Here is a 13,479-nt window from a genome sequence, read left to right on the forward strand (position 1 = left end):
ATGGCATGTAGCATGAGCTGACAATTTGCGTTAGGAGCAATGCCCGATGAGTGAACACTCAAGCAATAATGCACAAAAAGACGAACCAAAAAACGATTTTATCCGTAATATCATTCGTGATGATGTCAGTGCGCAAAAATACCCACAAATTGTCACGCGCTTTCCCCCTGAGCCAAATGGCTACTTGCACTTAGGTCACGTAAAGTCTATCTGCCTAAACTTTGGGGTGGCCAAAGAGTTCGGCGGTGTGTGCAACCTGCGTTTTGATGACACCAACCCGACTGCCGAAAAGCAAGATTTCATCGATAATATCGAAAACGATGTCAAATGGCTTGGTTTTGAGTGGGCAGGGGATGCGCATCATGCCTCAGGTTACTTTGATCAGTTGCATGCATGGGCAATCCAATTGATTAAGCAAGGTGATGCGTATGTGGATTTACAGTCAGCTGAGCAAATCAAAGAAAACCGTGGCTCATTTACTGAAGCTGGTACTTCGTCTCCGCAGCGTGATGCTAGTGTCGAAGAAAACCTAGCACTTTTCAATGATATGAAAGAGGGCAAGTACGCGGAAGGCAAGGCTATTTTGCGCGCCAAGATTGATATGGCAAGCCCAAACATGAATCTGCGTGACCCTGTCATCTACCGTGTTATGCATCAATCGCATCATCAAACGGGCGACAAATGGTGCATCTATCCGATGTATGACTTTGCGCATCCGCTCTCTGACGCGCTAGAAGGGATTACCCACTCGCTGTGTACGCTTGAGTTTGAAGATCATCGTCCATTCTATGATTGGGTTATCGCAAAAATAGGCTTTGATGTGCCGCCGCATCAGTACGAGTTTAGCCGCTTGAACGTTGATCACACATTGACCAGCAAGCGTAAGCTCAAGCAATTGGTCGATGAAAATATCGTGAGCGGTTGGGATGATCCACGTATGCCGACCGTTGCTGGTATGCGTCGCCGTGGTTATACGCCAGAGGGTTTGCGTGATTTTTGTGAGCGTGTGGGTGTGACCAAAGCCGATAGCGTGGTTGATTTTCGCTTATTGGAATTTAGCGTTCGTCAGTCTTTAGAGACGACAACGGGTCGCGGCATGGCAGTCTTAAAGCCACTAAAAGTGACCATTACGAACTTTGCAGAAGCGGTTAGCAGCTGGGAATCTGAAAAAGCGGATAGCGTTATTGCGCGCTTTGATGATACGACGCAGACGCTTTGGTTGACTCAGCCGAATCATCCTAACGTCGATATGGGCGAGCGTGAAATTCCATTCACTGAGACAATCTATATCGACCAAGGCGATTACGAGATTGAGCCGCCAGCAGGATATAAGCGCTTGTCACCAGAAAAGCCAGAAATCCGCCTGCGCAATACTTATGTGCTTGCAGTGACCGAGCATGTTACTGACGACGCTGGTAATGTCGTTGAGCTAAAAGCAACGATTGACCCAACTACTTTGGGTCAAAATCCTGAAGGTCGCAAGGTGAAAGGTGTGATTCACTGGGTATCGGCCAGTCAAGGCGTCCCAGCGACCGTGCGCATGTATGAGCAGCTATTTAGCGTTGAAGACCCAAGTAGCGTCGCTGACGTCCATCAGGCGTTAAATCCAAACTCATTGACTGAGTTAAATGCTGTGGTTGAGCCGTCGCTAGTCAATGCGGACGCTGGCACGCGCTTCCAGTTCGAGCGTGAAGGCTACTTCATCTCTGACAGTGAAGATCATAGCACTGACAAACCTGTATTTAACCAAATCGTTAGCTTGCGTGACAGCTATAAGCCTACTTAATCTATACTGATTTGGTATAGAAGTATCATTGTTCAAACGAATGTTTTGACATAATACTGAACAATAGTAGTTTGCAAATAAGCCCATTTCTAGTACGCTAGGGATGGGCTTTTTTATGCAACTCTAAAGTGGTTGGTAGTGATCTTTGAGGGAATGACAATGGCAAAATTTCTAAACAGTAGTGGCACGACCTATCATTTAGAAGAGTTGATTAAAAATGCTTCTGATAGGCTAATCATTATTAGTCCGTATTTAAAGCTTAATGAACGTATTAAAGAGCTACTAGAAGACCGTAACCGTCTGAAAATTGATATTAGAATTGTCTATGGCAAAAATGACCTGCATCCTGAAGAGATAAATTGGCTCAAGAATCTGACCTTTATTCGCACCAGCTTTTGTAAAAACCTGCACGCTAAATGCTACCTCAATGAAAATGAATGCATTATCACCAGTTTGAACCTTTACGAGTTTAGCCAAGTCAATAACAACGAGATGGGCGTACTCATTTATCGTAATGACGATGCCAAACTTTATGCCGACACTTATGAAGAAGCGCAACGCATTATTCGTATCAGTGATGAAGTCAGAATGTCCCTTGAGAAAGTAACCGAAACTGAGAGTAAGCCTGAACATAATGTTAAAGCAGCAAACATTGCGACTCATTCGACAGTGACGTCGACTACGCCTACGACAGAAGCCGCACCTAACTATTCTAAGCTGACCACAGCCAAGCTTGCTAAAGAGTTGGGCTTTAAAACTCAAGAGTTAAATGATAAGTTACTTGCAGCAGGTTATTTAGAAGCGCAAGATGGTGAGCTGGTATTGACGGATGCTGGACGTACAGCTGGTGGTACTAGCAAAAAGGGTAAGTTCGGCGAGTTTTGTCTATGGGATGCAGGTATGGTGGTCTAGTTATTGATTCAAACTACTGGTTTCCCAAAGCAACTTTTATCAAAGTATCTGTTCATCTACTTAGAGGTAAATGGAATAACCGCATTACAATCCGTCACAAGACATTCATAACCAGTTTGATAAGATAAAGTCAGTTTTACGGATGTGCTTTGCTTTTTTATGGTGAGCACGTCGATGATAATAATAGAGCGCGAGGCCACAGGTCGATACAAGCGTTCATCAACATAGCTAAGGAATAAAGCATGGCACATTTACGTTTAGGTGATACCGCACCGAATTTTGACGCGGCAACCACAGAAGGTGATATCAATTTCCATGAGTGGGCAGGCGATCATTGGGTGGTATTTTTTTCGCATCCAGCAGACTTTACCCCCGTATGTACCACTGAGCTTGGCCGCGCAGCCGCCCTCAATGGCGAGTTCCAAAAGCGCAATGTCAAGCCGATTTGTATCTCTGTTGATAGCTTAGAAGACCACAAAGCATGGGCGAGTGATATCGGTGAGACCCAAGGGACAGAGATGAATTTTCCAATCATCGCTGATCCAAATAAAAAAGTCGCTGAATTGTATGACATGATGCACCCAAATGCCGATAGCACGCATACCGTACGCAGTGTCTTTATCATTGATCCAAATAAGAAAGTTCGCCTAACGCTCACATACCCTGCTAGCTGTGGCCGTAACTTTGATGAAATTATCCGTGTCATTGATGCGATGCAATTATCAGATGAGTACAACATCGCGACGCCAGTAGATTGGAAAGACGGTGATGATGTCATCATTCCACCAAGTGTCAAAAACGAAGATATCGCCGCGAAGTATCCTAAAGGTTATACCGAGGTGAAGCCTTATCTACGTACCACACCTGCACCAAACAAGTAAGCTGAGTGATCTTATTGTCCTTTAGCTAAAAATAAAAGCCCTGTAACGTGACGTTATGGGGTTTTTTGCTATGAAGGTAAAAAGTCATCAATTATATTTAGGTAATATCGTTTTTGAATGATATATTTTCGATAAGCATTATTTATTATAAGAAAATAGCCATAAAAACGAACCGCTATAAAAACCAACTGCACTGAGTCAATGCTTAATCATCTTACAAGGAGTTTGCCATGAAAAAATTATACGTCACTCGTACGGCACCGAACCCACGCAAAGCACTAATTTTATTAGCATCAAAAGGAATCGATGTTGATGATATGGACGACATTGATGTCATTGATATTGATTTCGCCGCTAATGAGCAAAATTCAGATGAGTTCACTGCAATGAACCCAATGCGTACTGTGCCCGTTTTAAAATTGTCTGATGGTACTGTACTCAATGATTCACAGGCCGTTTGCGAATACCTCGACCGCGTTTATGGCGAGCGCTCGGTGATGGGTAATGATGTCATACAACGCGCGCAAGTCTGCTCTATGCGCCGAATCGCTGAGTTTGAAGTATTGTACAACTTGATGCTGGCATTCCAGCACAGTAACCCAGCCAAAGCCCAACGTGTTGAGCAAGTACCAGAGTTCGTTGCACCCTCTATCGCTCGTGCTGTCAAGGCACTGTCCTATTTTGAGACAGTACTAGAAGGCCATGAGTATTTGGTGGGCGAGCAATTAAGCTTTGCTGACATCGTATTGTACTTGGGATTGGATTTTGGCAAAGTATTGAAAGTCAATCCGAATGAGCAAGGTGAAAACTTGGCCCGTTTTTATCAAATGATGAATGAGCGTTTCAGTATCAAAAATATGGCAAAAGCCAAACCTGCCGTAGCCAACGATTAAATAGATAAATAGACAGACAGCTGGCAAGATTGACTCATCTTTAGAGGATGACTTGTCACAGACAATATCAAGGGGAGCTAACACTTTATGTTGGCTCTCCTTTTTTATTGATGACATAGCATAGCTAACCAATAGATAGATACAGTCAGAGAATTGCTAAACGGCTACGGCGTTATTCTCCCTAGATTTACTACTTGTACAATCTTTGGCCAGCTGCCTTGTATCCACTTTAGACTTCTTTGACTATACCTTTTGAAATATAATAAAACTCAACATTTTATTACATAAGGTAATAGCGTCAAGGTTATAGTGGTTAGTCTATCTCCATTACACTAATGATAATCCAAAGCAGTCATTTGAGAGATGAAAGCAAAGCAAGTATGAGAAACAAGCAACAGAGAAAAGTGATACACGCTTACTAAGAGGTACATCATATGGTAGGTAGAGCCAAACAATCAGCAATGACCCTGTTTTTATTGCCAAGCGTATTGATAGCAAGTTTGATGCTAAGCGCTTGTCAAAAAGAAACAGTACCTGAATCATTATCTAGCGAAGATGACGCATCAGGTATCACTGACCCTAGTGATGTGGTGGCTAGCGAAAGCTTGGCATCTAATGTGAGTCCTGTAACAATTGCAGTTGATTCGACCGAAATCACGTCTGAGAGAAAAATGATAACGATTTTGTCTCAACATCGCTGGACATTGACGAGTGCGATGGATGCGAACCATAATTCTATGGCTGATTTTACAAATATTAAAGATCAGGTAACGCTTGCATTTAACCAATATCAAGGGCAAGACACGCTAAGTTTTAGCGTAGGTTGTAACTTGATTAGTGCAGCCTATCAGCTACAAGGTCAAACTGTGACTATTGAGGATGGCATGAGTACCAAAATGTCTTGTGGCGATCTTGATAAAGCCGAAAACACTTTGAATACGTTGATGGTAGGCAGCAGTGAAATAAAAGTTGAGCAAGGTGAGCATCCAGTATTGACACAGCTTACCAGTAACAATGTCACTTTGGTTTGGAATGGTAGACTGACCTCTCAAGAAAAATACAATAGTAAGGGCGAGACGGTGTTTTTGGCAGTCAGCCTCAAAAAAATCGCTTGTGAAGAGCATGGCAACCAGCAGTGCTTACAAATTAGACCCGTCACCTATAACGATCAAGGCATCAAAATTCATGAAGGAGAATGGCGACTGTTTGCTGGTGAAATTGACGGCTATCAGCATGATAATAGGCATGAAGAAGTGTTACGCGTGCAGCGCTATCAGCTAGATAATGGCAATTTATTAGCCATCGATGAGTCATCAGTAGATGATACCGATGATAAACAGTATGCTTATGTATTAGACGCTGTTATTGAAAGCGAAGTCGCAGAGTGATTTGCTATCATTTAGCATTTTAAAGATTGAAAACTACCATGATTGTTCTCACAAAAAAATACGCGTTCAATAGCGCGTGTTTTTTATTGCCTATCTATTCCAATTTTAGCGTAGGTTACCCAAATCTTCCTCAGTCAAACGCCAGCGTCCCTTTTTCTTAGAACCACCGCGTCCTCGCATAGAGCTGTTGAGTAGTAGTTTATTCATGGAATGGCTTGAGTGTGCGTGACAAATGGCACAGGCCAGACCGTCGGCCGCATCCTGTTGGGGTACAACGTCTAGTGAGAGTATCCGGCAGACCATCTCCTGTACTTGCTCTTTAGCCGCCGCACCATAGCCGCATACCGCTTGCTTAATCTGACGAGCCGTATATTCTGATACTTCTAAATCCAATGCCACCATGGCTGCAATCGCAGCACCCCGTGCTTGCCCAAGCTTAAGCGCAGAATCAGGATTTTCTGCCATAAATACTTGCTCAATTGCCGTATAAATGGGTTCGTCAGCATATTTTAAATGGTGCTGTGTGATGCGCGTTAAGCCATTAAAAATACGCTTGAGACGTTCAGGCATCTCTTTGGTATCTGTGCGAATCGTCCCAGCATCGATGTAGGTGAGCTTATCTCCCGTCTGCTGCACGATGCCATAACCCGTCATGCGTGATCCTGGGTCAATCCCGATAATAATTGCCATAGTATTCCATCTTGCTTACATTTTGTTTTATGGCTTAAAAATTAGCCTTAAGTTTGATAGTATAGCAACCAATCCCCATATACATCATATGTTAGCCATTTTAATTTGCATGGCGCTCAATTTATTGGTTTTTATTTTATAGGACGACACTTTATGGGTCAGATAGTTGGTATAGCCATCGTTTGGTTTATTATCGAGATGCTACTGTGGTATTTGCTTGCTCAATTCATGAGTGGCTGGTGGGTGTTCATGTGGTTTATTATCGCTGCCGTCATTGGTATCTCACTCATACGTAAGGGCATGGCATCGCTCAATCCAATGGCCCAGCAGATGAAAGCGGGTGGCATGATGAATCCTGCGATGCGTCCGCCAGAGACGACCATGATTAAGAGCATCGCGATGGCTGCCGCGGGTATTTTATTACTGATCCCTGGAGTGCTCAGTGATCTGCTCGCACTGTTGGTGATATTGCCACCAGTACAAAAGAAGCTAAAAGATTTTGCCAATAATTACGTCATGAACAATCAACAAAAAATGATGGAAATGATGGCAAAGCAGATGGGTGGAAAAATGGGCGGTCAAAATCCATTTGGTGGCATGGGTGGACAAAACCCATTTGGCGGCGCAAATGGTATGAATAGTCAAAATCCGTTTGGTCAGCAGCAACAAAACCCATTTGGTGATGTGTTCAAACAACATACCACGGTTGATGGCACTGCCAAAAATATTCCTAAAGATGTCAAGAAAATTACGAAGTCTGCCAATGATGAGTAGTCAATAACTCAAATAGCAGACATAAAAAAAGCCCCTTTCGTCAATGACAGAAGGGGCTTTTTAGTGGCGGTAAACATATTGATTATAGGCAATATAGTTACAAACCGAATGAAACAACCGAAGTGCCGCTGTAAGATGGTGACCCATGAACCGTGAAGTTCAGGGCGGATGCGTCATTACCTCTGCAGGTTTCCTGATACACCGCAAGCGGTGCAGGCATACACAATGAGACAATAGGTACCACATCCTGGTAAAGCATTATCGGCTCAGGGAATAAACATCTACTAGCCAACACTTCAGAATATAATTATCTTAACCAATGAAATGAGTGATTGCAAGTATGATTTACAGATTAATACGTAGCGTCACTTATCAGCAGTGTTGGTAGTGCGCTGATTATAGCTATCATGGTATTGCTGCTCTATTGAATCATTCCTATATAAGTGAAAGATTGTCAGTTTTTCAGCTATTTTGAGATTTGTGTTAATATAGAGGGCTTTCGATATCCCAATACAGCACGATAGGCGTTCATTCACGTGAGGAGCGGTAATATATGACCAGTACCAAGCAAGCATCAGAATCTATTAATGATACTCAAGCGCAGCACAGCACTAGCAGTAACAGTGCTAGTAACGATAACAATAGCGCACAGAACAAGAAAACACCGCACGTCTTAATGATTTTGGACGGCTTTGGTCATCGTGAAGAAGATAAAGACAATGCCATTGCGGCGGCAAACATGCCAAATTTAGACAAGATTTATCAGCAGTATCCTCATGGACTTATTTCTGCCTCAGGGGAAGACGTGGGTCTGCCAGATGGTCAGTTTGGTAATTCAGAAGTCGGCCACATGAACTTGGGCGCTGGCCGTGTCCTTTATCAAGACTCTACTCGTATCTCAAGCGAGGTTGTCAATCGTGAGTTTTATAAAAATGAGGCACTGGTCAATGCCGTAAAAGCCGCCAATAAGTTGGGCGGCAATGTGCATATTATGGGTCTGCTCTCTGATGGCGGTGTGCATTCGCACCAAGATCATATTGAAGCGATGTGTCATTCAGCACTCGTCCATGGTGCCAAGAACGTCTTTATCCATTGTTTTTTAGATGGTCGTGACACACCGCCTAAATCGGCTGATAAATATATCAATCGTTTGCGTGAGCACATCAACAAGCTCAATGCACACTATGAAGGTGGACGCGTACAGATTGCCAGTATTATTGGTCGCTATTATGCGATGGATCGAGACAACCGCTGGGATCGAGTACAAAAAGCTTATGAGTTGATCACTGAGGGCAAAGCTGATCGCTTGTCAACTCGAGCAGATGGTGCGGTTCAAGCCGCTTATAAAGCGCGTGAGACAGATGAATTTATCAGTCCAACGACCGTGATTGGTCGTGATGAAGTGCCATATACTGTTGAAGACAATGACGCACTGATATTTATGAATTTTCGTGCTGACCGTGCTCGTGAGTTGGCTCAAGCCTTTGTTTTGCCAGACCATGAGTTTTCAGGATTTGCTCGCCAGAAGCAACCGAAACTTGCGGCATTTGTGATGCTGACTAAGTATTCAGATGTCTTAGCGGATAATGCAAAAACCAGCATTGCTTATTATCCGACGTCTTTGACCAATACATTGGGAGAGTACCTACAGGATCAAGGCAAAACACAGCTACGTATCGCCGAGACTGAAAAATATGCGCATGTGACGTTTTTCTTTAGCGGCGGCCGTGAGGAAGAGTATAAAGGCGAGACACGCATCTTAGTGCCTTCTCCTGATGTTGCCACTTATGATTTGCAGCCTGAAATGAGCGCGCCGGAAGTGACTGATAAACTGGTCGCTGCGATTGAGTCTGGTAAATACGATGTGCTCGTGGTGAATTACGCAAACGGTGATATGGTCGGACATACGGGTATTTTTGATGCTGCAGTAAAAGCAGTAGAAGCTTTAGATGTGTGTGTGGGCCGCATCGAATCAGCGGTGCGAGCCGCCGGTGGCGATATGCTGATCACCGCAGATCACGGCAACTGCGAACAGATGCAAGACTATGAAAGCGGTCAAGTACATACACAGCATACAACCGAGCATGTGCCGCTGATTTATGTGGGTGAGCAAAAACTGCACGTGCGTCAGGGTGGTAAGCTGAGTGATATTGCGCCAACCATTTTAGCGCTTATGAATATCGATGCGCCTGCTGAGATGACTGGAAAGACGCTATTGCTTCCAATGTCGTAATTTGGCTCTCTATGGTCAGAGTAGGTTGGAATGAAAAATAAAAAGGAAGCGATATGAATTATCGCTTCCTTTTTTGTGGTACATTTTATATCGCTATTTCCTCATTGGGCTTATCAAGTATTTCGATGGGCATTATAATGAGGCATGGCCACTCGGTCGCTTTACATGTTACGTATATTGAAGCGACAATATATAATTATAATATAGTCAATCCTCTATAAAAGAGTGACAGCGTTAACCTCATTTGAGGTATCAAAGTTACCTCTGCGCTTGGTTGCCTTGACTCTCTTTTAAGCTGAATCAACTATAGTCAGAGAACTACTAAACGGCTACAGCGTTACTCTCCCTAGATGTACTATTTGTACAATCTTCAGTCGGCTGCCTTGTACCCATTTTAGATTTCTTTGACTATACAATAACCATTACTTCATATTTCTTATTATTTAAATGAGTTTTTTATGTCTTTTATCTGCGTCAAGCGCTCAACGGTCTCTATAGTGACGATACTCTGTCAGCCTGCTTTATTCATTAGCCTGCTTGGCATCAGTGCGCTTGCGATGCATGCCCATGCGGCGACTTCTACAGAGGCCGCTAGCCCTACAGATGGTTTGCAGCTTATTAGCTTGAATGCCGATGAGATCGCTGCAGAGGAGAATGATGACAGCTTATCAGACATCGCAGATATGCTGGATGTCGCTGATGAGCCTGATGATTCAATAGACAGCATCGCCGATGAAAGCGCGTTAACCGATGATGCTAATGAGATTGACACCAGTATTCCAGCAGAAGTGGCACAAGTATCATTGAATGCGATTTCTCCTGAAACGCTCAAGACTTTTGTGGCAGTGGTGGATTTAGTACGCCGTCAGTATGTAGATGCGGTCAATGATGAAGAGCTGTTCAACAATGCAATGAGTGGTATGTTGACCAAGCTTGACAGCCATGCTGAGTTTTTGGATGCAGAGGCTTATGAGAATTTGCGCGCTTTTACAGAGGGTGACGTAGGCGATATCGGTATCAAGGTTGCTTATCAGCCAAGGGATGGATACTGGATCATTACAGACGTTATCGATGACTCACCTGCGGACAAAAAAGGTATCGCTGTTGGTGATTACTTACACCAAGTTGATGAGTTCAAGCTTGATGAGGAACGACAAGTGAATGATGTCGAGCAGCTGTTAACAGGTATTGCTGGGACACAAGTCGACATCGTGACTTCTAAAGCTGGCCGACGTAAGCATACGACCACATTACAGCGAAATAACAGTCATCCTCAGCTTGTTGAGACCAAACTTGTCGACGGCATTGCCATTATTAAACTGCCCGCCTTTCAAAACAATAGCCGTGAAAGAGTGCTAGAGGGTCTGATTAATCTTGATGCGCCTGTGTCAGGTATCTTATTAGACATGCGCGATAACCCAGGTGGCGTACTGACATCAGCGGTGAGTGTCGCCAGTTTGTTTATGAGCGATACGGATGTGGTGCAAGTACAAGCACGTCAGAGTAAAGCGCGCGTGCTATCCACCCAAGGCACTGCGATACTCAAACCGCTACCCGTGGTGGTGTTACAGAACCGCTATTCAGCATCAGCAGCAGAGGTATTATCTAGTAGTTTACAGGCACAAAAACGCGCAATAATCGTCGGTGAAGTCAGTTACGGTAAAGGGTCGGTGCAGTCAGTGATACCACTAAATGATGAGCAAGCGGTCAAACTGACGGTTGCCAACTATGTGACAGCGACAGGCAAACAGATTGATGGTATCGGTGTCACGCCTGATGTGACCTTATCAGGTAGTGAGAGCACGTGGGAGCAGCAGGCGTTAGACTTGTTAAAAGCGCGTGCCCTTGATTCAGGTATTCGATTTATTCGTAAGGCCACGACTATTGATCCGACTGTCAAGTAGCGCATGGCTCACTATCAAAACCGTATTATGACAAATAAGTAGTCGTAGTTTGATGGACAAGATAGTTAAGGGAGCGCTGGCAGGTTTAAACGTAGTGAATAACTCAACAGACCTTAACCTTGTTAATCTGTCTATCAAAAGAGCCTGAATACTATCTCTAGTAATCAGGCTTTTTTTTATTATTCAAATTTTCAATCAAAAGATGGCCATCAAGTTTGATCTTCATCAATATCTAGTTTTTTCATACGGTAGCGCAGAGAGCGAAAAGTGGTTCCTAGCAATTCAGCTGCTTGGGTTTTGTTCCAACCAGTCTGCTTAAGGGCAGTGATGATCAGTTGTTTTTCTTGCTCTTGTAAATAATGTTCTAATCCTTTGGGTGGAAGTTGACCATCTGACAGCTCTTGTAGATTGAGGGTATCATCGACTGCGAATGGAGCCGTTTCAACGGTTGGCTCTTTGTCATCCACCGTTATTGGCTTGGTTGATGCTTCTGAAACATTAGCGTGCGTAGAGGATGAGCGCTGCATCATTGAAGGGTAGTGGTTGGTATTGGTCCGATAGGGATGTAAATTGGTGGTTCTTTGGTTCATATGCGCGCTCATTGCATCGCTGGCAGATTGACTACTGAGAGGATGTGCTGATTGAGAGCTGCTCTGATGGTTTAGGTTTTCTATACTAGGGTCAGCTGGTTGCGTCTGATGAATGGGCGTGACTTCGTTTTGGGGTTGTGGGTTTTCATGCGGTTGCTCAATATCAGCAAGTCCCAACTGACTGACATCAATCTGAGAGGTCTCAGCAAGGGTCACTGCACGTTCCAGCAAGTTTCGAAGCTCACGCACATTGCCAGCAAAGTCGTGACGTTGTAGACGCTCACACGCTTCATGCGTCAACGAGGGCGTTGCATCAAGTTGCCACTCAGCAGCAATCATGGTCAAAAAATGCTCTGCTAAAACAGGTATGTCATCACGGCGTGCATTGAGAGTAGGCAGTTTTAGCTCAATGACATTGATGCGATAATACAAGTCTTGTCGAAATGCAGCATCTTGTACCAGTTGATTCAAATCTTTGTGAGTGGCGGACAAGATACGAATGTCGACGGGTATTTCTTTGGTGTCACCAATGGCTCGAACGGTTTTTTCTTGGATAGCACGCAGTAGTTTAACTTGCATCGCCAATGGCAAATCTGCTACTTCATCTAAAAATAACGTACCACCATTGGCTTGCTGAAACAGTCCTTGTTTGTCAGTAACTGCGCCTGTAAAACTGCCTTTTTTGTGACCAAAAAACTCAGACTCTACTAGCTCAGAGGGTATCGCGCCACAATTGACAGGTACAAAGCTACCATCTCGTCGCGGGCTCAGATCATGAATCAGTCTGGCAACAACTTCCTTACCCGTACCTGAGGCCCCTGATAAAAAAACAGGTGCCTGTGACCGTGCCAGCTTTAAGATAGTGTTTTTGAGTGGGTGCATCACAGCGGAGTTGCCAATCAGCCTAGTGTCTAACATTTTTTGCTCAGGAGAGCATTCGGGCGTGGCTTCTTCATTGTTGTCTTGATGCATAACTTTTAGAGCATTTTCGACTAACTGACGTAAGCGTGGTAGCTCAAGCGGTTTGTTGACAAAGTCAAAAGCCCCAATTTTTAGAGCTTCTATGGCCAGATCCATACTACCATGGGCCGTAATGACAGCGATTGGTGTGTTAGAGCTACTGCTAACCTCTTTGACCAATTCCAAACCTGAGCCATCAGGCAGATTTAGATCGGTCAGACAGAAATCATACTCATTATCCTGCCAGTATGATCTTGCCTGTGACAAAGTATAGGCCACATCACTCTTGATGCCCATTTTGGTCAACGTGATTTGCATCAATCTGCACAGATCTACTTCATCGTCGACGACTAGCGCACGTGTTGTCATACATCATCTCATTATGTTCGATGGTTACAAAATATTGGTACTCAGGGTAGGGCCTGTCATCCATTTACTATAGCAGCACATAATAAAACCCCATCCTGA

General features: G+C 44.0%; 10 protein-coding genes and 1 other RNA gene. 8 read left to right on the plus strand and 3 right to left on the minus strand.

Translation table 11 applies throughout. The features are described from left to right. The first annotated feature begins 46 nt into the window (after nucleotides 1–46). The 5 genes from IP510_RS06115 (at nucleotide 47) to IP510_RS06135 (ending at nucleotide 5,860) form a co-directional block, all read left to right on the plus strand. On the plus strand, nucleotides 47–1,786 hold the full coding sequence (locus tag IP510_RS06115) for a glutamine--tRNA ligase/YqeY domain fusion protein (RefSeq protein ID WP_194363889.1): 1,740 nt from the start codon (nucleotides 47–49) through the stop codon (nucleotides 1,784–1,786). A gap of 159 nt (nucleotides 1,787–1,945) precedes the next feature. Next, nucleotides 1,946–2,698, plus strand: coding sequence for a phospholipase D family protein (locus IP510_RS06120; protein ID WP_194363890.1), 753 nt, complete (start codon nucleotides 1,946–1,948; stop codon nucleotides 2,696–2,698). Nucleotides 2,699–2,940: 242 nt separating this feature from the next. After that, entirely contained in the window at nucleotides 2,941–3,579 is a 639-nt protein-coding gene (locus IP510_RS06125; RefSeq protein WP_194363891.1) for a peroxiredoxin, read from the plus strand. Between the two features lie 230 nt (nucleotides 3,580–3,809). After that, nucleotides 3,810–4,472 carry a glutathione S-transferase family protein gene (locus tag IP510_RS06130; protein ID WP_194363892.1) on the plus strand — a complete coding sequence of 221 codons (663 nt, stop codon included), beginning with the start codon at nucleotides 3,810–3,812 and terminating at the stop codon, nucleotides 4,470–4,472. Between the two features lie 434 nt (nucleotides 4,473–4,906). Then, on the plus strand, nucleotides 4,907–5,860 hold the full coding sequence (locus IP510_RS06135; protein WP_227669539.1) for an META domain-containing protein: 954 nt from the start codon (nucleotides 4,907–4,909) through the stop codon (nucleotides 5,858–5,860). Between the two features lie 105 nt (nucleotides 5,861–5,965). On the opposite strand, the gene ruvC is transcribed toward IP510_RS06135, so the two are convergent. Further along, the gene (gene ruvC, locus IP510_RS06140) at nucleotides 5,966–6,550 is read right to left on the minus strand and encodes a crossover junction endodeoxyribonuclease RuvC (RefSeq protein ID WP_068034835.1); all 585 of its coding nucleotides are present in this window, start codon (nucleotides 6,548–6,550) and stop codon (nucleotides 5,966–5,968) included. A 153-nt stretch (nucleotides 6,551–6,703) separates the two neighbouring features. On the opposite strand from ruvC, the gene IP510_RS06145 reads away from it, so the two are divergent. Then, complete coding sequence (locus tag IP510_RS06145) at nucleotides 6,704–7,324, plus strand: FxsA family protein (RefSeq protein ID WP_194363893.1); 621 nt, start codon at nucleotides 6,704–6,706, stop codon at nucleotides 7,322–7,324. 110 nt (nucleotides 7,325–7,434) lie between these two features. Here IP510_RS06145 and ssrS read toward each other — a convergent pair. After that, nucleotides 7,435–7,630: non-coding RNA, 6S RNA (gene ssrS / locus IP510_RS06150), on the minus strand. Between the two features lie 247 nt (nucleotides 7,631–7,877). Between ssrS and gpmI the strand changes: the two genes are divergently transcribed. Together gpmI and IP510_RS06160 are read left to right on the plus strand one after the other, a co-directional pair. Beyond that, on the plus strand, nucleotides 7,878–9,557 hold the full coding sequence (gpmI, locus tag IP510_RS06155) for a 2,3-bisphosphoglycerate-independent phosphoglycerate mutase (RefSeq protein ID WP_194363894.1): 1,680 nt from the start codon (nucleotides 7,878–7,880) through the stop codon (nucleotides 9,555–9,557). A gap of 458 nt (nucleotides 9,558–10,015) precedes the next feature. After that, nucleotides 10,016–11,461 (plus strand): S41 family peptidase, encoded by a 1,446-nt coding sequence (locus IP510_RS06160; RefSeq protein ID WP_194363895.1) that lies wholly within the window; start codon nucleotides 10,016–10,018, stop codon nucleotides 11,459–11,461. A gap of 209 nt (nucleotides 11,462–11,670) precedes the next feature. On the opposite strand, the gene IP510_RS06165 is transcribed toward IP510_RS06160, so the two are convergent. Then, complete coding sequence (locus IP510_RS06165) at nucleotides 11,671–13,380, minus strand: sigma-54-dependent transcriptional regulator (protein WP_194363896.1); 1,710 nt, start codon at nucleotides 13,378–13,380, stop codon at nucleotides 11,671–11,673. Nucleotides 13,381–13,479 lie beyond the last annotated feature (99 nt).

Origin of the sequence: Psychrobacter sp. NG254, from assembly GCF_015277735.1 — a bacterium.
Lineage (GTDB): Bacteria > Pseudomonadota > Gammaproteobacteria > Pseudomonadales > Moraxellaceae > Psychrobacter.

What these genes read in the sequence shown, in the direction of transcription:
- IP510_RS06115 (WP_194363889.1), top strand. Translation starts at nt 47, where the DNA reads ATGAGTGAACACTCAAGCAATAATGCACAAAAAGACGAACCAAAAAAC.
- IP510_RS06120 (WP_194363890.1), top strand. Translation starts at nt 1,946, where the DNA reads ATGGCAAAATTTCTAAACAGTAGTGGCACGACCTATCATTTAGAAGAG.
- IP510_RS06125 (WP_194363891.1), top strand. Translation starts at nt 2,941, where the DNA reads ATGGCACATTTACGTTTAGGTGATACCGCACCGAATTTTGACGCGGCA.
- IP510_RS06130 (WP_194363892.1), top strand. Translation starts at nt 3,810, where the DNA reads ATGAAAAAATTATACGTCACTCGTACGGCACCGAACCCACGCAAAGCA.
- IP510_RS06135 (WP_227669539.1), top strand. Translation starts at nt 4,907, where the DNA reads ATGGTAGGTAGAGCCAAACAATCAGCAATGACCCTGTTTTTATTGCCA.
- ruvC (WP_068034835.1), bottom strand. Translation starts at nt 6,550, where the DNA reads ATGGCAATTATTATCGGGATTGACCCAGGATCACGCATGACGGGTTAT.
- IP510_RS06145 (WP_194363893.1), top strand. Translation starts at nt 6,704, where the DNA reads ATGGGTCAGATAGTTGGTATAGCCATCGTTTGGTTTATTATCGAGATG.
- gpmI (WP_194363894.1), top strand. Translation starts at nt 7,878, where the DNA reads ATGACCAGTACCAAGCAAGCATCAGAATCTATTAATGATACTCAAGCG.
- IP510_RS06160 (WP_194363895.1), top strand. Translation starts at nt 10,016, where the DNA reads ATGTCTTTTATCTGCGTCAAGCGCTCAACGGTCTCTATAGTGACGATA.
- IP510_RS06165 (WP_194363896.1), bottom strand. Translation starts at nt 13,380, where the DNA reads ATGACAACACGTGCGCTAGTCGTCGACGATGAAGTAGATCTGTGCAGA.